This window comes from Corynebacterium sp. HMSC14H10 (assembly GCF_001807105.1).
In the GTDB taxonomy this organism is placed as follows: Bacteria; Actinomycetota; Actinomycetes; order Mycobacteriales; family Mycobacteriaceae; genus Corynebacterium; species Corynebacterium jeikeium_D.
In genome coordinates, this window is sequence record NZ_KV787435.1 from 1 (window position 1) to 19,143 (window position 19,143).

The 19,143-nt window shown below is 59.5% G+C and carries 14 protein-coding genes; 9 read left to right on the top strand and 5 right to left on the bottom strand.

Annotated elements, in window-relative coordinates:
* Window positions 1-352 precede the first annotated feature (352 nt).
* From ileS to HMPREF3135_RS07235, 3 genes are all read left to right on the top strand, one after another.
* Entirely contained in the window at window positions 353-3,613 is a 3,261-nt protein-coding gene (gene ileS / locus HMPREF3135_RS07225) for an isoleucine--tRNA ligase (RefSeq protein WP_083280635.1), read from the top strand.
* 15 nt (window positions 3,614-3,628) lie between these two features.
* A complete protein-coding gene (locus tag HMPREF3135_RS07230; RefSeq protein WP_049190455.1) occupies window positions 3,629-5,095 on the top strand; it encodes a DNA polymerase IV in 1,467 nt (488 codons plus the stop codon).
* Between the two features lie 66 nt (window positions 5,096-5,161).
* Entirely contained in the window at window positions 5,162-5,824 is a 663-nt protein-coding gene (locus tag HMPREF3135_RS07235; RefSeq protein WP_080969604.1) for a DapH/DapD/GlmU-related protein, read from the top strand.
* Window position 5,825: 1 nt separating this feature from the next.
* Here the strand turns inward: HMPREF3135_RS07235 and HMPREF3135_RS07240 are convergent, their stop codons facing one another.
* Window positions 5,826-6,812 (bottom strand): asparaginase, encoded by a 987-nt coding sequence (locus HMPREF3135_RS07240; RefSeq protein ID WP_070438917.1) that lies wholly within the window; start codon window positions 6,810-6,812, stop codon window positions 5,826-5,828.
* Between the two features lie 124 nt (window positions 6,813-6,936).
* Here HMPREF3135_RS07240 and HMPREF3135_RS07245 point away from each other — a divergent pair, with 124 nt between their 5' ends.
* Complete coding sequence (locus tag HMPREF3135_RS07245; RefSeq protein WP_224433258.1) at window positions 6,937-7,671, top strand: WKL family lipoprotein; 735 nt, start codon at window positions 6,937-6,939, stop codon at window positions 7,669-7,671.
* A 178-nt stretch (window positions 7,672-7,849) separates the two neighbouring features.
* On the opposite strand, the gene HMPREF3135_RS07250 is transcribed toward HMPREF3135_RS07245, so the two are convergent.
* Window positions 7,850-8,878 (bottom strand): hypothetical protein, encoded by a 1,029-nt coding sequence (locus tag HMPREF3135_RS07250; protein ID WP_246818320.1) that lies wholly within the window; start codon window positions 8,876-8,878, stop codon window positions 7,850-7,852.
* 90 nt (window positions 8,879-8,968) lie between these two features.
* Between HMPREF3135_RS07250 and lspA the strand changes: the two genes are divergently transcribed.
* The 4 genes from lspA (at window position 8,969) to rarD (ending at window position 12,333) form a co-directional block, all read left to right on the top strand.
* The gene (gene lspA / locus HMPREF3135_RS07255; RefSeq protein WP_049193998.1) at window positions 8,969-9,538 is read left to right on the top strand and encodes a signal peptidase II; all 570 of its coding nucleotides are present in this window, start codon (window positions 8,969-8,971) and stop codon (window positions 9,536-9,538) included.
* A 68-nt stretch (window positions 9,539-9,606) separates the two neighbouring features.
* Complete coding sequence (locus HMPREF3135_RS07260) at window positions 9,607-10,518, top strand: RluA family pseudouridine synthase (RefSeq protein ID WP_042389388.1); 912 nt, start codon at window positions 9,607-9,609, stop codon at window positions 10,516-10,518.
* Complete coding sequence (locus tag HMPREF3135_RS07265; protein ID WP_049193997.1) at window positions 10,515-11,240, top strand: hypothetical protein; 726 nt, start codon at window positions 10,515-10,517, stop codon at window positions 11,238-11,240. The genes HMPREF3135_RS07260 and HMPREF3135_RS07265 overlap by 4 nt, the downstream gene beginning before the upstream one ends.
* A 124-nt stretch (window positions 11,241-11,364) precedes the next feature.
* Window positions 11,365-12,333 (top strand): EamA family transporter RarD, encoded by a 969-nt coding sequence (gene rarD, locus HMPREF3135_RS07270; protein WP_070438923.1) that lies wholly within the window; start codon window positions 11,365-11,367, stop codon window positions 12,331-12,333.
* On the opposite strand, the gene HMPREF3135_RS07275 is transcribed toward rarD, so the two are convergent.
* The 3 genes from HMPREF3135_RS07275 to HMPREF3135_RS11400 form a co-directional block, all read right to left on the bottom strand.
* A complete protein-coding gene (locus tag HMPREF3135_RS07275) occupies window positions 12,330-13,757 on the bottom strand; it encodes a D-arabinono-1,4-lactone oxidase (protein WP_048734784.1) in 1,428 nt (475 codons plus the stop codon). The genes rarD and HMPREF3135_RS07275 overlap by 4 nt on opposite strands.
* Entirely contained in the window at window positions 13,754-15,043 is a 1,290-nt protein-coding gene (locus tag HMPREF3135_RS07280) for an alanine racemase (protein ID WP_070438926.1), read from the bottom strand. Before HMPREF3135_RS07280 ends, HMPREF3135_RS07275 begins: the two co-directional genes overlap by 4 nt.
* Before the next feature lie 80 nt (window positions 15,044-15,123).
* Window positions 15,124-15,288, bottom strand: a complete 165-nt coding sequence (locus HMPREF3135_RS11400; RefSeq protein WP_016422979.1) for a hypothetical protein — start codon at window positions 15,286-15,288, stop codon at window positions 15,124-15,126.
* A gap of 243 nt (window positions 15,289-15,531) precedes the next feature.
* Here HMPREF3135_RS11400 and dnaE point away from each other — a divergent pair, with 243 nt between their 5' ends.
* Window positions 15,532-19,089, top strand: a complete 3,558-nt coding sequence (gene dnaE, locus HMPREF3135_RS07285) for a DNA polymerase III subunit alpha (RefSeq protein ID WP_016422978.1) — start codon at window positions 15,532-15,534, stop codon at window positions 19,087-19,089.
* Window positions 19,090-19,143 lie beyond the last annotated feature (54 nt).

Genomic DNA, 19,143 nt, shown 5'->3' on the forward strand with positions numbered 1-19,143 from the left:
TGCGGACACACTTTTCTTTACTTAACCCGCATTCTTTGTTCCGGTCAGGGTTGTAGTAGTTGCCTGAGACACTGCTATACTGACACCCATACGCGCAATGAGCCGGCCATCACCGGGGAGCGTTTCGGAAGAACAGTCCAGTAGAAAATGGGCCCAGTAGAACCGAACGGTTTGGCACCGTTACAAAGCCTTATTAAATAAGCGGGCTATCGCGTGAAGCCGCATGGTTCTTGTTCGCAAGAACCGTCGTAAAGCGTGATGCCAAGCGGGGTGGTACCGCGCGAGACTCCTTTTCAGCGTCACCAGTAACAACGCTGAAGGGGCTAGGCATGCGTCCCCGTGGTGAGTATTAATGATGTTCGACCACGGAAGTGACGTAGAAACGGTGTCTAATTCGAACGATGTAAATGCCTCTGCTGAGGCCACTCCGGCAGGTGGCGCGTATCCGCGCACTGCTGACTTTGGTAAGTACACCTCCAGCCCGAAGTTTCCGGAACTGGAGGAAAAGGTTCTGGAGTACTGGGGCAAGGACAGCACTTTCCAGGCCTCTATCGATCAGCGTGATGGTGCTGACGAATACGTCTTTTATGATGGCCCGCCGTTCGCCAACGGTCTACCGCACTACGGTCACCTGCTGACCGGTTACGTCAAGGACATCGTCCCTCGTTACAAGACCATGCGTGGCTACCAGGTTGGTCGCGTCTTCGGCTGGGACTGCCACGGTCTTCCGGCTGAGCTGGAGGCAGAGAAGCAGCTCGGTATTAAGGACAAGGGCCAGATCGAGGAAATGGGTCTGGCTAACTTCAACAAGTACTGCGCTGAGTCGGTGTTGCGGTACGCGGGCGAGTGGAAGGAATATGTCACTCGTCAAGCGCGTTGGGTTGATTTTGACGGCGGATACAAGACCATGGACATGAGTTACATGGAGTCCGTGATTTGGGCCTTCAAGGAGCTCTACAACAAGGGCCTGGTCTACCAGGGATTCCGCGTGCTGCCGTACTCCTGGGCAGAGCACACCCCGCTGTCCAACCAGGAGACCCGCCTGGATGACTCCTACAAGATGCGGCAGGACCCGACCCTGACCGTGACCTTCCCGTTCACCGGCGCCAAGGCAGGCTCGGCAGCGGAGAAGACGCTGGCGGACAACCCGGTGCTCGCTGACACTGCGGCTATCGCTTGGACCACCACGCCGTGGACGCTGCCGTCCAACCTTGGTCTGGCCGTGAACCCGAAGGTCACCTACGCCGTAGTTAAGGTCGGCGAGGATTCCTCCGTGCCGGAGTTTGCAGGTAAGACCTTCCTGCTGGCAGAAGCACTGATTGGTGCCTACGCCAAGGAATTGGGCAAGGAACACGAGGTCGTGGCTACCTTCGCTGGTGCTGACCTGGAAGGCCTGACCTATCAGCCGATCTTCGACTACTTCGCAGATCACCCGAACGCTTTCCAGATTATGGTGGCGGACTATGTCACCACCGAGGACGGTACTGGTGTGGTCCACCAGGCGCCGGCCTTCGGTGAAGACGATATGAACACCTGTAATGAATACGGCATTGATGTCATCATTCCGGTGGACATGGACGGTAAGTTCACTTCACAGGTGCCGGAGTACCAGGGCAAGTTGGTCTTTGACGCCAACAAGGACATCATCCGTGACCTGAAGGCCGCTGGCCGCGTCGTCCAGCACCGCACCATCGAGCACTCCTACCCGCACTCCTGGCGTTCGGGCGAGCCGCTGATCTACATGGCACTGCCGAGCTGGTTTGTGTCCGTTACCAAGATCCGCGAGCGCATGGTGGAGCTCAACCACAACGAGATTGAGTGGATGCCGGAGCACGTCCGCGACGGTCAGTTCGGCAAGTGGCTCGAGGGCGCACGTGACTGGAACATCTCCCGTACCCGCTACTGGGGATCGCCTATTCCGGTGTGGGTTTCCGACAACGACGAGTACCCGCGTGTCGACGTCTACGGTTCCCTCGATGAGCTGGAGGCGGACTTCGGCGTTCGCCCGACCACACTGCACCGCCCGGAGATTGACGAGCTGGTGCGCCCGAACCCGGACGACCCGACAGGTAAGTCCATGATGCGCCGCGTCCCGGATGTCCTGGATGTCTGGTTCGACTCCGGTTCCATGCCGTTTGCGCAGTTCCACTACCCGTTCGAGAACAAGGAGTGGTTCGAGTCCCACGCACCGGCCGACTTCATTGTGGAATACATCGGCCAGTCCCGCGGCTGGTTCTACCTGCTTCACGTCCTGTCGGTTGCACTGTTCGACCGCCCGGCGTTCAAGAAGGTCGTCGCCCACGGCATCGTGTTGGGCGATGACGGCAACAAGATGAGTAAGTCCAAGCGCAACTACCCGGACGTCAACGAGGTCTTCGACCGCGACGGCTCCGACGCCATGCGCTGGTTCCTCATGTCCAGCCCGATTCTGCGCGGCGGCAACCTGATTGTCACCGAGCAGGGCATTCGTGAGGGCGTGCGCCAGGCGCTGCTCCCGATGTGGAACGCATACTCGTTCCTGCAGCTCTACGCTTCCAAACCGGCCGAGTGGTCGGTAGACTCCGACAACATCCTGGACAAGTACATCCTGGCCAAGCTTGCAGCAACCGTCCGTGCTGTCACTGAATGCCTGGACAACACTGACATTGCTGCTGCCACCGATGAGGTCCGTCAGTTCTGTGACGCACTGACCAACTGGTACGTGCGTCGCTCCCGCGACCGCTTCTGGGCCGGCGATGTCAAGCACCCAGAGGCCTTCAATACCTTGTACGCGGTGCTGGAGGTTCTCACCCGCGTGGCTGCTCCGCTGCTGCCGATGGCCACCGAGGTCATCTGGCGCTCGCTCACTGGCGGCCGCTCGGTGCACCTGGAGGATTGGCCGGACGTCGACAAGCTGCCGACCGATGACGAACTCGTTGAGTCCATGGATATTGTCCGCAATGTCTGCTCGGCAACATCGCGCATCCGCAAGGCCAACCAGCTGCGTAACCGCCTGCCGCTGAAGAAGCTGACCCTGGCATTCCCGGATGCCGAGCGTCTGCGTGAGTACACCGACATCGTTTCCTCCGAGGTCAACGTCGACAAGGTGGAGTTCACCTCCGACGTGGACTCGGTGGGACGATTCGAGGTCTCCGTCAACGCTCGCGTGGCCGGTCCGCGCCTGGGTAAGGACGTCCAGAAGGTCATTAAGGCTGTGAAGTCTGGCAACTATGAGGTTGTCGACGGCGCGGTTGTCGCCGATGGCATTCCGCTGCAGGAGGGCGAGTACACCCGCAACCTGGTCGCGATCTCGCCGGATTCCACCGCTGAGGTCGACGGCGTCAATGGCCTGGTTGTGCTCGACACTGAGCTCGACGAGGACCTGGAGTCCCGCGGTTGGGCCGCTGACCGCATCCGTGGTCTGCAGGATGCCCGCAAGAACGCTGGCCTTGAGGTCACCGACCGCATTTCGGTGAAGTTGCAGGTGCCGGCCGAGCGTGAGGAGTGGGCCAACCGCCACGCTGACCTCATCGCCCGCGAGGTTCTCGCAACCGCTTTCGAGGTCGTCGCTGGCGGAGAGTCGCTGAGCTACGACGTGGCGGACGGCTGCTCGGCGGATATTGCCAAGCAGTAGGGGAGAGTAATCTCTATGCCGACTTCCGGGCGGTGGGTTCTGCACATCGACATGGACGCGTTCTTCGCGTCCGTCGAGCAGCTCACCCGCCCGACTCTGCGCGGGCGGCCAGTCCTCGTCGGCGGACTGGGCGGTCGAGGTGTGGTCGCCGGTGCCTCCTATGAGGCCCGCGCGTACGGCGCGCACTCGGCTATGCCGATGGCTCGCGCACGTCGTCTCATGCCACCGACCGCAGTGACGGTCAGCGCGCGCAAGGGCATCTACGGGCCGGTGTCGCGCCGCGTGTTCTCTGTAATCCGCGAGCGCGTGCCCGTGGTCGAGCAGCTCAGCGTCGACGAGGCTTTCATGGAACCCGAAGAGCTTCAGGGAGCCTCGAAGGAGCAGGTCATTGCCTGGGCGGAGCAGCTGCGGACAGATATCCGGCGGGAGACCGGCTTGGCCTCGTCGATAGGCGCGGGCGCGGGCAAGCAGTTCGCGAAAATTGCTTCCGGCCTGGCGAAACCCGATGGCGTGTACGTGCTGGACCCCGCACGCAATCACGAGCTTCTACACCCATTGCCGGTAGAGAAGCTCTGGGGTATTGGCCCTGTCACCGCTGCGAAACTGCACACGCTGGGCGTGGAGACGATCGGTGATTTTGCCGCCATGTCCCAGCGCGATGTCGAGGTTTCGCTGACATCCAAAACCGGTGTGATGCTGTGGCAGCTGGCGCAGGGGACGGACGATCGGCCGGTTAAGGAGCGCGATGTCGCCAAGTCTGTATCGGCGGAGTACACCTATCCTGAGGATTTGGAGTCGCAGGCCCAGCTCCACACCGCCGTCGATCGCGCAGGTGAGTCCGCATTTCGACGGCTCAAAAAAGATGGCCGTGGTGCTCGCACCATCACTTGCAAGGTGCGTCTGTCTGACCTGAGCATCCATACCCGATCTGAGACGCTCGCCTACGCCACACAGGATTTCGACACCCTCATGGCGGTGGCGCACCGAATCGCGTTCACGCCCGCGGAGGTCGGCCCAGTGCGATTGGTGGGCGTCGGTTTCTCCGGGCTGGATTCGCACATACAAGAAGTCCTGTTTCCTGAGCTCGACCGCGCAATCACCGTCGAAGATCGAGTGCCAGCACCTGCGCTTTCCGACGCTCCCGCCGGCCTGGTCGAGCTATCTGGAACCGGTGCGTTGCCGACCGTTCGGCTTTCCGACTCCAAGTGGGCACCCACCTCGGACGTACACCACAGCGAGTATGGACATGGTTGGGTGCAGGGGTCGGGCCACGGGATTGTGACTGTCCGCTTTGAAAGCCGCACCAGCGGCCCCGGGCGCATGATCACGCTGAAGGAAGACGACCCGGAGCTGCGCCCGTGCTCTGCGGTGTGCAGTTTGGACTGGCCGGAGTGGCTGGCATCCGACGAAGCAGCAGCTCTCGACTTGCCGCAACCTGAGCGGGAAAGCGAAGACGAACTCGGCCCCGACGCGGATGCGTGATGCGGTTGCCTGCCTCGATGCCGTTCGCGGCGCTCTGTTTATGCGCTGTCCGTAAATTGGGGCACTATGACTACCGAATCCCGCATTGCAGAGCTCGAGGCAGCTCGCCGCGCCTCGTTGCGCAACACCGATCGAGATCCGAATCCGTCGACCACACTTCCCGACGACGGTCTGGATAACCGCCAGCGCATGTTAAACGGTCAGTGGTATATCGCGGACCATCCGGAATCGCAGGCTCTGAACGTGCGAATTGGCCAGGTGGCTGCTGAATTTGAGGTCGCGTTCCGCGAAAACCAGCAGGCAGCACAGCAAGTGCTGGCACCGGCATTGGGGTCTTTCGGAGAGAGCAGCACCGTTCGCCCGCCCATTTACCTGGACTACGGCGATAACATCCACATCGGCGACAACGTTTTCATCAACTTTGGGCTCACCGCACTTGACGTGGTGAAGGTGACAATCTGCGACTACGCGCAGCTCGGGCCCAACGTGCAGCTTCTTCCACCAGTACACCCACTGGGAGCTGAGGCCCGCGCCGCTTATCTAGAGTCTGGAGATGAAATCATCATCGGACGCAATGCCTGGATCGGTGGCGGAGCCATCATCCTGGGCGGTGTACACGTCGGCGACAATTCCGTGGTCGCCGCGGGTGCCGTGGTGACTAAGGACGTTCCCGCGGGCGTAGTCGTGGCTGGAAACCCGGCGAAAATCATCCGCATCATCGAGGCGTGAATTAGAACAGCGTCTGCGGATGCACATTCGCAGCCAGCGCGGCGGCGAGAATGATGCGCGCCTGCGGTGCATGCACGCAACCAGCGCTAATCACACCGTGCCGAGCTAGCGTCGCACCGCCACCGGCACCGCCGTAGGCGGCGTGGACATCACCACGCGGGACGCGCGTTGCCATCACGACGGTCACATCAGCGGCAATGGCCCGGTCAATGGCAGCGGCAAACTCATCGGAGACATTGCCCGACCCCAGGCCCTCTACGACAATGCCGCGTGCACCGGCGGCGACTGCCGAATCCAGCAGTGATCCATCTGCACCCAAGTAGGCGGGGATAATCTCTACCTTCGAGCCCGCCAAAGCCGCCAGAGGCAGCGGATCTGGACGAACCGGCTCCTCCGGTGCATTAGTGGCAAAAGCCAAAGGATCGGTTGTGTGCCACTTCGTCGCACCTCGTACCGGCAAGACTGCGTGGCCAAAGACAATAAGAACGCCAATTCCCTGCGCAGAGGCATCGGAAGCAATGGTCACGGCCTCAAAGAGGTTCCCCGGTCCGTCGGTTTCCGGATGATCATAGGGAAGTTGTGCACCAGTAAAGACAACCGGACGCGAGTCAGCATGGAAAATATCGGCAGCCATGGCCGTTTCCTCCATCGTGTCCGTGCCATGAGTTACGACGACACCGTCCACGGAGTCGTCGTCAAGCACTTCGTGAATAGTGGCGAGAATACGGTCAACGTCGGTGAACGCGAGATTCGACGAGTCCAGCATCCCAAGCTCACGAACCTCTAGCTCTAACATGCCCTCTGGATAACGCTGCGCGACCGCGGCGACGAGCTCCGTGCCCGAGATGGTCGGGGTTAGCGCACCGTTGCGATCCGTGGTGCAGGCGATGGTGCCGCCGGTGGTGATGACAACGATTCGGCGAGGGGAGGCCGTGCTAGACGAGGTCGAGCTAGCCGGGGAATAATCCTGAGTCGACATGTCCACCATCTTACCCAGGCGATGTTTTGGCCTTGTGTAGGATTATGGAAGGCGTGAAGCCAGCGAATCTTCATGCAGATTTTATTGGAGTAGTGCACATATGAAAGTCCCCTGCAACCAGCGCGTTAGCGGAATGCGTTGGCGCACAGCGCGTGGTGTGACAGTAGCGGCGATGGTCTCGGTCAGCGCACTTGGGCTAGCTGCCTGCGGTGGTGGCAATACTGCAGCGCCGACGACTGAATCGAAGACATCCAGCTCGGCGGAACCCGTCATCATGCTGCCGACGCGCGCAGAGCTTAACGACGTCCTCGCACGCCTTATCAACCCCGATTTACCTATCGAGGAAAAGGCGCTGACCATTGAGGACGGCGATACTGCCGGCGATTTCTTCGACATTGTCACCAATAGTGCCAATGAGCAGGAAATCAGCTTTGATGTCATTGATCCGATTACGCCCGGCTTCACGACGAAGCAGGCCGTAGCCGGTGTCAATATCCTCCGCCCGGAGGAAGATCCGATGCTCGTGGATCAGGTGGACTTCATTTACAGGGATGGCCGTTGGATGCTGAGCAAGGAATGGGCCTGCAACCTGGCATCGACGCTTGATCCGGAGCACAAGCCTGGGTTCTGCCTCGCGCCGGGCGAAACCCCTCCGCCGCCACCTGAGCCGGAGGAAGAAGCCCCAGTTGAAGAGGCTCCGGTTGAGGAGGCCCCAGCACCGGTCGAGGAGCCAGCCCCGGCTCCGGCGCCCGAACCACCCGCTGAGGAAGTTCCGCCACCCGCGCCTGAACCGCCGGCTGAGGAGGTCCCGCCACCGCCAGCTCCGGCTCCGGCGGAGGACGCGCCTCCTCCGCCTCCACCGGCTTAGGTGCCGTTGGCCCAGGCATCACAGCCTAGCCCGGTCGGGTGCACTGGGGCAGACAAAAGAAAGTGTCTAGGTTTATGACAGTTCCGCCCATTTTTTGGGAAGAAAAGTGACATAAACCTAGACACTTTCTCGTCTTCTAACCTTGCGCTGGCCAGAGCTATTTCTTCTGGGCTCTGGGCTACTTCTTCGACTCGCTGCCGTCCTTAAACTCCAGCCCGCGGTGCGTCTGCTGAGTGATGCGCACATCGGAGTTGCCGTCGCCGTAGGTCACGGAGGTCACAAAGTCGATGTTGCCCTTCATCGGAAGGGGCTTAGTCAGGTCGATGGTGACGCGGTCGGCAAGCATGTCAGTCGTGGCCTCGACAACCTTCAGTGCACCCTCTCCGCCAGTGTCCAACTCCGTGACGGTCGGCACCTGCTTGACATCGACCTTCAAATTAACAATGTCGCCCGCACGGCTGAGCAGGGTATAGGTCACCTTCTGCGTCATCGTGGTCTGGCCTTCGACCTCGCTTTCGACCGTCCAGGTCGCATCCTTTCCGATGTCCTCGGAAGGGAAGACGATAGGTACGGAATGCAGCTGCTGCAGCGCCATCTCCACACCAGCGCGAGCGGTGTCGGTCGCCTTCTCCGGCGCTCCCAGCTTGAGTTCCTTGACCTCACCAGTGGCTGTTGTTGACCAATCAGAGATAAAGCCCTGTGCGGTAGCGATATCCTCATTCAGCTCATCGTTGGAGCCGTGGGGTTTACCCACCTCTGACGTCACCACACGAGTATCGTTATCGCTGGTAACAGTGCTGGTCAGGGGGATTTCCAGGCGGGTGTCCGGGAACGTCTGGTCGCTATCGGCGTTTCCGCCACGCTGCGCGAAGCCCTGCGTCACCGCCACGGTCGACTCCTGCTCTGCACCGTCGTCCTTCCAGCGCACGCTCGCCAGCTCACCGCTACCAGCACTGGTCAATTCGACCTTGGGTTGTGCAACGTCCACGGGTTGCGTTTCCACCGAGCTTTCCGACGAGCACGCGGCCAATGACACCACAGTGGTAGCGGCAACAACAGCGGTGCCGACCCTCTCCAGCAGGCCACGCTTGGTGTGACCAGGCTGGTCGCTGCGGCTAGGTCGACGGAACCACGAGGAGGTGGTGCCTCCTGCACGTCGTAAAGCAGAGGAGGCCGGAACAAACTGAGATTGGAAACGTCGAGTCACACCGGTTAGCGTACCGGTTTCGTGGTGGATATGAACCACCCGGGCGGTGTCAGTTGGCTGAATATGGGTTTGTTAGGCCATTATGGGACAGTGACTAAGAAGGAAACGAGGACATATTTCCCGCGGCGGGGGATTCTCGCTGCGGTTATTGTGTCAGTTGCGATCATTGATCAGCTGACCAAGATTATCGCTTTGAAGACTCTCGATGGCCGTCCTGCGGTGCAGGTCATTGGCGATCTCTTCGAGTTGCGGCTCGTTTTTAACCCCGGTGCAGCCTTTTCCTTTGGCACGAACGCCACCTGGGTTTTTACCACGTTGCAGCTGGTTTACATCCTGGCTGTGATGTGCTTTTCCCATTGGCTGCGCAGTCCTATATCGGCGACTGCAGCGGGGCTTATTGCTGGTGGTGCGCTGGGCAACCTCATCGATAGGCTGTTTCGGGAACCCGGTTTCTACGTCGGCCACGTCGTCGATTTCCTGTCGGTTAAGGGTTTTGCCGTATTTAATATCGCGGACTCCGCGATTACTGTGGGCGTTATTATCCTCGTTATCTGGATGGTTTTTTCCAAGGAGCCGGATCTCTTCGCTGATCAGATTGCAGCGGAGAAGAAATCTGCTCAGCAGGATCAGAAGCAGTCGGCGGAGGGAGGACAGCAGTGAACGACAATGCAGTAAATGGTGGTGCAGCACTCGGGGGAGCGCACCAGCCCGACCGAGAAACCCGGCAGATGCCCGTTCCACCGGGCTTGGCTGGTATGCGGGTAGACGCCGGTGTGGCTAAGTTGTTGGGGCTCTCGCGCACAGCGGTGGCTGATTTGGCAGCGGCTGGGGACATCACGGTCGATGGCGTGAGCGTTGGCAAGTCCGACCGATTGGAAGAAAACGCTTTCCTCTCTGTGTTGTTGCCGCCGGTGGAAAAGCCATTGGTTCCCAAAGAGGAACTCGTCGAGGGCATGGACGTGCTCTACCACGACTCCGATTTGGTGGCTGTTCACAAGCCTGTCGGTGTGGCCGCACATCCGTCAGTCGGTTGGGAAGGCCCAACGGTTATCGGCGGACTGGCGGCTGCTGGTTTCCGCATTTCTACCTCCGGTCCGCCCGAGCGAAAAGGCATCGTGCATCGCCTCGATGTTGGCACCTCTGGCGTGATGGTTGTCGCCTGCTCCGAACGGGGCTACTCCGTGCTCAAGCGGGCGTTCAAAAACCGTGAGGTGTCCAAGACCTATCACGCTCTGGTTCAGGGGCATCCGGATCCGCTGTCCGGGACAATTGATGCGCCGATTGGCCGTCATCCGTCGGCGGGTTGGCGCTTTGCCGTCCGCCAGGATGGCAAGCATGCTGTGACGCACTACGAAACGCTTGAGGCCTTCGCCCCAGCAACGCTGCTGAAGGTGAATCTAGAAACTGGGCGTACGCACCAGATTCGCGTGCACTTCTCTGCGCTGAATCACCCATGCTGCGGCGATCCCATGTACGGTTCTGATCCGGCATTGGCCAAGCGGCTGGGGCTCAACCGCCAGTGGCTTCACGCGGTCTCGCTTGGTTTCCACCATCCGGCAGATGGTCGCTGGATGGAAATCGAATGTCCATACCCAGATGATTTGAACCACGCATTGGAAGTTTTGAGGCAGAGCGCATGACGCAGACCCCATCGGGATCCAAGACCCCACCACGCCGTGAAACTCGTGCGAAAAGCACTGGTGACGGCAGTATTTCGCCAGTGATGGCACTAATCTCTGGTTTCTGTGTTGTCGTATTGGTGATTGTGTTAGCAGTCGCTTCGACCTCCGATCGGGTAAGCAAGCCGCAGAACCTCAACGGCGATGCGCTCGGCCCGGACCCGTGGGAAGCAACCGAGCAGTACGTAGAGCGTGCCGACAAGTCCCTCGAGAATATGAAGAAAGAGGACCACCGGCTAAAGACAGGCCAGCCAGTCGTGGAGGACCCGAAGTTCTGGGCGATGGTGACTTTTGATCGGCTGCTTGATGCGCAAGAAGCGGCACAGGTCTATGAAAAAGAGCCCTCTCTGCGAGTATCGACTGCAATCATCGGCGGTGTGAGCACCCGGTATTTGCCGCAGCCGAGTAAAACAGCTAGCGAAGAAAAGCTGCTGCAAGATCAGCTGGAGTTAGCGGCTGCTTACGCGGACGTCGCGATTGACGACGAACGGCTCGGCTTCAACGGGTTACTGGTCTATGGTGACGCTGAATCGTTGATGGATGTCAAAAAAATGCCCGATGTGAAAGCTGTCGAGGCGCTGCCATCAGATGCGGCGCGTGGCCGCTTTGGTATTCGCCCGGTGCTGAGTTCCGGCTTCACGGATAAAGATCCGCTCTTTGCGCCAGGGCTGAGCCAGAACTAAGCGGCCAGAACTAATAGAAACCAGAACTAAGTGTCCTAAATCCAAACGACTAGGATGAAGCGGCTAGAACTCTGCCGCCAGTACGCAGTCAGTTTCAACAAGAACGAAAAGGAGTCAGTCAACAGTGATTCAGGCATTCGGTGCGTACCTTTTGTGGGCGCTGTTTCCGCTCTATTTCCCCTTGCTGGAACCAGCAGGGGCCGTAGAGATTTTGGCGCACCGATTCGTCTGGACCCTTGTCTTTATGGTCATTGCCCTCAGCTTCATGCGCGCATGGCCAGAGCTGAAGGCCGCGAGTGCCAAGACCTGGGGCACTATTTTTATTGCCGCACTGTTGATCTCCGTCAACTGGGGTGTGTACGTCTACCTGGTCAACAATGGGCAGGTGGCGGAGGCCGCGCTCGGCTACTTCATCAACCCGCTGGTCAGCGTTTTGTTGGCGATGATTTTCTTCCGTGAAAGCATCTCGCGGTTGCAGCTCGGCAGTGTCATCCTGGCAACCATTGCGGTCATTGTTCTCACAATTGGTGTGGGACATCCGCCGTTGGGTGCGCTGGCGCTGGCGTTCAGTTTCGGTTTTTACGGACTAATGAAGAAGCGGGTATCGCTTTCCTCCGCAGCTTCGCTGACGGCCGAGTCCGCCGTAATCACACCGATTGCTCTGGCCTACATCCTCTGGTTGACCTACAACGGGCAGAGCACGTTTAGCTCCGAAGGAACAGGCCACACGCTGCTCATGATGAGCGCCGGTGTTGCTACCGCCATTCCGTTGCTGCTCTTCGGCGAAGGTGCCAAACGCCTGCCGCTGGCCACCTTGGGTCTGATGCAGTACCTCACTCCGGTTCTCCAAATCACCCTGGCAGTCACTGTGCTGGGCGAGGAGCTCGAACCGGAGCGCTGGATCGGATTCTTCATCATCTGGGGTGCCGTCGCGCTGTTCATCTGCGACCTCATCCTGAAGATGCGCCGGCAGCGTCGGGTACGCCGGGAACTCCACAAGGCCGGTGTTGAACCGGCCCCGGTTTCCGCCGATGCCGCCGACCAGACGGATGGGGCGGTTACCCGGGACGTCGTAAAGCCGGCAGATAATTAGCAGAAAAGTTCGCGCAGGTGCTCGTTGAGGAAGATTCCCTGCGGGTCGACCTTTTCCCGTAGTGCCTGGACCTCGCCGAACAGCGGATAACGTTCCGCGAAATCCTCCGCGCGAAGCGTGTGCAATTTGCCCCAGTGCGGGCGACCTTCGTGGGCCTTGAAAATCGGCTCGATGAGGTTGAAGTACTCTCGATAATTTTCCTTCCAGTAGCGGTGGATGGCGATGTAGGCACTGTCGCGACCGTACGCAGTGGATAGGGCCACATCATCGGCTTTCGCGGAGCGCACCTCGATGGGGAAGGAGACTTTCATCCTCTTGCGGGCAATCGCGTCGCGGATTTCCCCGAGGACATCGGAAGCGGCCTCGAGCGGGACGGAGTACTCCATCTCGGAAAAACGCACTCGGCGCGGCGAGACAAAGACCTTGTGCGCCTCATTGGAGTAGCTGCGCTCTGGCACGGTGTTGGTGGCAATCCGGTTGATGGTATCGGTCGTAGCGGGAATGGCCTTAGCAATCTCGCAGCACGCCAAGAGTCCCATGTTGTTGACGACTTCGTCGTTAAGATACGTACGCGCGCTGCCCAGGCGCTGCTTCAGGCTATTGCGGCTCGGGCGGCGGTGGCGCTGCGGTTCAATGCGAGTATTGTGCTTGACCAGCGTCTCGCGCTGTCCCGGGAACCAGAAAAACTCCAGGTGGTCAGCTTCTTTGCAGCGCTCGGCGAAACTCTTGCGCAGGGAATCAAACTCTTCGCGGTGCTCGTCGGCGTGCAGATCAAACGCTGGCACGACGGACATCGTGACCTCCGTAAGCACGCCGAAGACACCCAGTCCCAGCCGTCCGAGGCGGTAGAGCTCGCCGTCGATTCCCTCAGCGTCCGGATGGCAGTGCCTGACGACGCCATCCGCGGTGACAATCTTGAATCCTTTCACGGTGCCTGCGAAGCCGGTGAATCCAAGCCCGGTGCCGTGTGTGCCAGTAGAGATAGCACCGGCCAGCGACTGCGGATCGACATCGCCCTGGTTGGGAAGTGCCCAACCGAGCGGGCGCAGAATACCTGGAGTGTCGCGCAGGCGAGTGCCGGCACGCAGCGTGGCGGTCTGGTTGGCGGCGTCGAGTTCGACCAGACCAGAGCAGCGGTCGAGTTGAATGCGGTGCCCATCGGTGGTGGCCACGGAAGTAAAAGAATGACCGGCCCCTAGCGGGCGCACCGTAGTTCCTTCGGTCTTCGCCGCTTTAATTACCGAGATAACGCCCTCATCATCGTGCGGCTGATGAGTGTAGGACGGGGTGCACGATTGCGTGTGCGCCCAATTGCTCCAATGAGAGTTGGCGACGGCTTTTGCCTGCGCACGCCGACGTACGCGTGGTACGCGGGACTCAACTGTAGAGACTGTGAAGCGGGCGTTGTTGCGTGAATTGCTCATGTGAAGATCAATCCCTTTCCTCGGTACGTGGGCCAGTGGGCGATGATGGCGCCATCTCGAACTGCAATGACTTCTTGTGTGTGCTCGGCTATTTCGCCGGCCTTGGCGTGGCGGAACCACACGGGATCTCCCAGCGAAATTGCGTCGGCGGTCTTGCCGAGCAGCGGAGTCTGCACCTCACCTGGTCCTTCCTCTGCCGCGTAGCGCAGGCCAGTGGGGTACCAGGGGGTTGGCAGCCGGTCAGCTCCCGCCGGTCCAGAGGCAATTCGACCACCGCCGGACACCGTGACCACGCCCTTCTTAGGGCGTCGCGTCGCCGGCAACACAAACCAGGACGCCGGGCGCAGATTGAATGCGCGATAGTTATCGAAGAGGGTTGGTGCCAGGACCCCCGACCCCGCCGCTGCCTCGGTGACTGCGGCCTCGGCGCACGTCGACTCCAGCGACCCCGTGCCACCACCGTTGACAAACTCCAGCGGCCCCGCCACTTTCTCGACTGCAGCGACAACCTTCGCGCGGCGCTTTGCCAATTCCTTCTTTGAGACGGCCTGCATCACTCGAATTGCGCGCGCACGCAGGGAGTTTCCGGCATCGCCCACTCCGGCAATGTGTCCCTCATACATCATGATTCCGGCCAGCTGCAGCTCCGGGTGGGCAATGATCTGCTTGGCAAACGCCGCTGCCTGCTTCGGCGAGAACAGGCTTGAGCGCAGCGTACCGATATGCACGCCGGGGAGGGGACGAAAGGATGCGTCGACGTCCATGCACACGCGGATTGGCGCATTTTCGCTTGCCGACGACGCCAGCGCCTCCAGATGCTCGGGACGGTCAACCATGACGCAGATGGCGGCACGCGCTGCATCATCGTCGGCAAGCTCTGAGATAGCGCGGGCGTCAAGTGTTGGGTAGGCGACGACGATGTCGTCGCTAATGCCTTCTCGGAATAGGTACAGCGCCTCTGCCAGTGAATATGCCAGCACGCCCTGGAAACCGGGGAAGGCCAGGACGTGCGAAATAAGCTGTGGAATGCGAATCGATTTCGAGGCCACGCGGATAGGCATCCCGTTTGCACGGCGGAGCATATCGCGGGCATTGGCTTCGACCGCCGCGAGGTCGACGACGACTGCAGGAAGGGAAGTGCAGTTAAGCAGCGTGTCGGTAGCTAGTGGCGGGCGGGCTGTCTGGGGCGTCTGTGGCGGCAGCGCTTCAGGCAGGTGAGACATCGATGTCGGAGCCGGGCGGGATGTGTCCGAGGACTCCGGGGCAGAAGCTCGAGAAAGTTTCATGCCCTAAAACGTAATCATTGAAAACCTGTACTGTCTTTGATTTTGAAAAGAAAGTCAGAATTTTCCAGGTCTGCGCCCTTTTAGACCAGCCAGCTGTAGCGGGCGGCATCCATGTTGGAGGTGATGACATCGCCATCGATGAGGTAGCCGGCGGCAACTGGGCGGCGGTCGATGGTTGCAAGAACCTCGTCAAGCTCGGGCTTGGGGAAGTAGGTGAAGTGGCCATCGGAAAGTGGTGCGAACACTGTATTGCTCCTTTGGTTCTTTGCTCGAGGGCAGTGTGTTTCTCTATGGTCGCGAGGAAATATGAGGACTTCCTCACGAACTGTGATGTCGAGTATTGTCAACTGGTTTTGAAAAGTAAAGGAAAAGTAAGAGTGATGTTGCACACGTCTTTAGCTATAACTGTGCAGGCATAAGGGGCTGCTTCATTTTGGGTGTTCGATGGAATCGTGTTCAATCCGGGGGATTGTCTACAATCTGGACTCATGGCTAACTCCTCCTTCGTGCACCTCCACAATCACACCGAGTACTCCATGCTCGACGGTATGGCGAAGATTGATTTGCTTGCCGACGAGGTTGCGCGACAGGGAATGCCTGCGGTCGGTGTCACCGACCACGGCAATATGTTTGGCTCGAATGCGTTCTATCGGCAGATGAAGTCCAAGGGCATCAAGCCAATCATCGGCATTGAGGCATATATGGCGCCGGAGAGCCGTTTTAATAAAAAGCGCATTCAGTGGGGTGAGCCGCATCAGCGTCGAGATGACGTCTCGGGTCGCGGTTCCTACTTGCACCAGACCATGTTGGCTGCGAATGCGCAGGGTCTGCGGAACCTGTTCTACCTGTCGTCGATGGCGTCGTATGAGGGGCAGATTAGTAAGTACCCGCGTATGGATGCCGAGTTGGTGGCGGAACGCGCCGAGGGCATTATCGCGACCACTGGTTGCCCGTCGGGTGATGTGCAGACGCGTCTGCGTCTGGGGCAGTTCGACGAGGCTCTGCAGGCCGCCGGAATGTGGCAGGACATCTACGGCAAGGAAAACTACTTCCTTGAGCTGATGGATCACGGGCTGGATATTGAGACCCGTGTGCGAAGTGAGTTACTGGAGATTGGCCGGAAGCTGAACCTGCCGCCACTGGTTACGAATGACTGTCACTATGTCACCCGTGACCAGGCCAAGGCTCACGAGGCCATGCTCTGTGTGCAGACGGGTAAGACGCTCAATGACCCGGACCGTTTTAAGTTCGACGGTGACGGCTACTTTATTAAGTCCGCTGAAGAAATGCGCGCGACCTGGGATCATCTAGTCCCGGGTGCCTGTGATAACACGCTGCTCATCGCGGAACGCGTCGAGGATTACGACGAGCTGTGGGAAGAGCACCCGCACGATCGCATGCCGAAGGCGGACGTTCCGGAAGGGGAAACGCCGACGACATGGCTGCATCACAACGTGATGGAGGGGCTGCGCAAGCGCTTTGAGGGGCGCGAAGTACCGGAGGAGTACATCCGGCGCGCGGAGTACGAAATTGAGGTTATTGACGGTAAGGGCTACCCGTCGTACTTCCTCATCGTGGCGGAGCTTATTCGCCATGCCCGCGAGGTGGGCATCAAGGTCGGTCCGGGGCGTGGTTCCGCTGCCGGTTCCCTGGTCGCGTATGCGACGTGGATTACGAATATTGACCCGATTGAACACGGTTTGCTCTTCGAGCGATTCCTGAACCCAGAACGTCCGTCCGCACCGGATATCGATATCGACTTCGACGACCGCCGCCGCGATGAAATGATTCGCTACGCGGCCGATCGCTGGGGCGAAGACAAGGTGGCGCAGGTGGTCACCTTCGGTACGGTGAAGACCAAGCAGGCTCTGAAGGACTCGGCGCGTGTGCAGTTCGGTCAGCCGGGTTACCAGATCGCAGACCGCATTACTAAGGCGCTGCCGCCTGCGATTATGGCTAAGGACATTCCGCTGAGCGGCATCGTCGACCCGGAGCACCCACGCTACGGCGAGGCAGCCGAGGTCCGACAGCTTATTGAAACCGACCCGGATGTGGCTCGAATTTACGAGACAGCTCGTGGTCTCGAGGGCGTCGTTAGGCAGACCGGCGTGCACGCCTGTGCCGTGGTGATGGCGTCGGTGCCACTCTTGGATCACATCCCGATGTGGAAGCGACAGGCTGACGGCGCGATTATCACTGGCTGGGACTATCCGGCGTGTGAGGCCATCGGTCTGTTGAAGATGGACTTCCTGGGTCTTCGAAACCTGACGGTTATCGGTGACTGTATTGAGCACATCAAGTCCAACCGAGGCGAGACAGTTCTGCTCGATGACCTTCAGACCGATGATCCGAAGGTCTATGAGCTGCTGTCGCGCGGTGACACCCTCGGTGTGTTCCAGCTCGATGGTGGCGGAATGCGTGAGCTGCTCAAACGCATGCAGCCAACGGGCTTCGACGACATCGTGGCATCGCTGGCGCTGTACCGTCCGGGGCCGATGGGTGTGAACGCGCACTTTGACTACGCGGATATTAAGAATGGTCGCAAGCCTTATAACGCCATCCACGCGGAACTGGATGAGCAGCTGAAAGAAATCCTGGAAGAAACACACGGCCTGATCGTGTACCAGGAGCAGATCATGAAGATCTCGCAGAAGCTGGCGAATTACACCGCGGGCCAAGCAGATGGTTTCCGTAAGGCCATGGGTAAGAAGAAGCCCGAGGTGCTGGCCAAGGAGTTCGTGAACTTCGAAGGCGGCATGTTGGAAAATGGTTTCTCTAAGGATGCTGTCCAGAAGCTGTGGGATATTATTCTGCCCTTCGCCTCGTACGCGTTTAACAAGTCTCACGCGGCGGGCTACGGCCTGGTGTCCTACTGGACCGCGTATCTGAAGGCCAACTACACCGCTGAGTACATGGCGGCGCTGTTGACCTCGGTGGCGGATGATAAGAACAAGCTGGCTATTTATCTGTCGGACTGTCGACACCTTGGCATTAAGGTGCTGCCGCCGGATGTCAATGAGTCGGGTATGGACTTCGAGCCGGTCGGTGAGGATATTCGCTTCGGCCTTGGCGCTATCCGCAACGTCGGCCATGATGTGGTCGCGTCGATTGTGAAGACGCGCGAGGAGAAGGGCAAGTTCACGTCGTTCTCGGACTACCTGGACAAGATTGAGACGCTGCCGTGTAACAAGCGCATCACCGAGTCGTTGATTAAGGCCGGCGCTTTCGACTCGCTGGGGCACCCACGAAAGGGCCTTGCGCTCATTCACGAAGAGGCCATTGACTCGGTGCTGTCGACCAAGAAGGCTGCAGACAAGGGACAGTTCGACCTGTTTGCGGGCTTCGGTGGGGAAGAGGACACCGGATCGGAGAGCATCTTTGAAATCCGTGTGCCGGATGAAAAGTGGGATCGCAAGCACGAGCTGACCCTGGAACGAGAAATGCTGGGCCTCTATGTCTCCGGTCATCCACTCGATGGGTTCGAAGAATCGCTGGCCGCGCAGACCGATACCGCTTTGACCACGGTCGTCGGTGGGGAAGTCGCTAACAACACCGAAATCACTATTGGTGGCATTGTCTCTAGCGTTGACCGTCGCGTGAATAAGAACGGCCAGCCCTGGGCGATTATCGGTATTGAGGACCACAACGGCGCGCGCGTGGAAGTTATGGCTTTTGCGAGAACCTACGCGATGATTGCCACCAGCATTGCTGAAGACGCCATCGTGCTTATTCGTGCCCGCGTTCAGTACCGCGATGACCGCATGAGTGTGGTCTGTGATGACCTGAAGCTGCCGGACCTTGGTCGCAATGGCTCCACTTCGGCGCCGCTGCGTCTGACCATGCGCACTGATCAGTGCACTCCGGAGATGATTGCCAAGCTGAAGTCAGTACTGCTGGACAACCCAGGCGACTCCGACGTTTACCTCAAGCTTGTCGACGGCGATTCCCACACCACTTTGGTTCTCGGCGAGCACTTGCGGGTCGACCGGGACGCCAGCTTGATTGGTGATCTGAAGGCGACGATTGGGGCCAGCATTTTGGGGTAGCTTATCGCGGCCCTGATTGTCGCAACCGGTTGTATGACCGAGTAGAGTCATAGC

Excerpts from the sequence above, each read along its gene's own strand:
- ileS (WP_083280635.1), top strand. The coding sequence starts at position 353 with ATGATGTTCGACCACGGAAGTGACGTAGAAACGGTGTCTAATTCGAAC.
- HMPREF3135_RS07230 (WP_049190455.1), top strand. The coding sequence starts at position 3,629 with ATGCCGACTTCCGGGCGGTGGGTTCTGCACATCGACATGGACGCGTTC.
- HMPREF3135_RS07235 (WP_080969604.1), top strand. The coding sequence starts at position 5,162 with ATGACTACCGAATCCCGCATTGCAGAGCTCGAGGCAGCTCGCCGCGCC.
- HMPREF3135_RS07240 (WP_070438917.1), bottom strand. The coding sequence starts at position 6,812 with ATGGTGGACATGTCGACTCAGGATTATTCCCCGGCTAGCTCGACCTCG.
- HMPREF3135_RS07245 (WP_224433258.1), top strand. The coding sequence starts at position 6,937 with ATGCGTTGGCGCACAGCGCGTGGTGTGACAGTAGCGGCGATGGTCTCG.
- HMPREF3135_RS07260 (WP_042389388.1), top strand. The coding sequence starts at position 9,607 with ATGCCCGTTCCACCGGGCTTGGCTGGTATGCGGGTAGACGCCGGTGTG.
- HMPREF3135_RS07265 (WP_049193997.1), top strand. The coding sequence starts at position 10,515 with ATGACGCAGACCCCATCGGGATCCAAGACCCCACCACGCCGTGAAACT.
- HMPREF3135_RS07275 (WP_048734784.1), bottom strand. The coding sequence starts at position 13,757 with ATGAGCAATTCACGCAACAACGCCCGCTTCACAGTCTCTACAGTTGAG.
- HMPREF3135_RS07280 (WP_070438926.1), bottom strand. The coding sequence starts at position 15,043 with ATGAAACTTTCTCGAGCTTCTGCCCCGGAGTCCTCGGACACATCCCGC.
- dnaE (WP_016422978.1), top strand. The coding sequence starts at position 15,532 with ATGGCTAACTCCTCCTTCGTGCACCTCCACAATCACACCGAGTACTCC.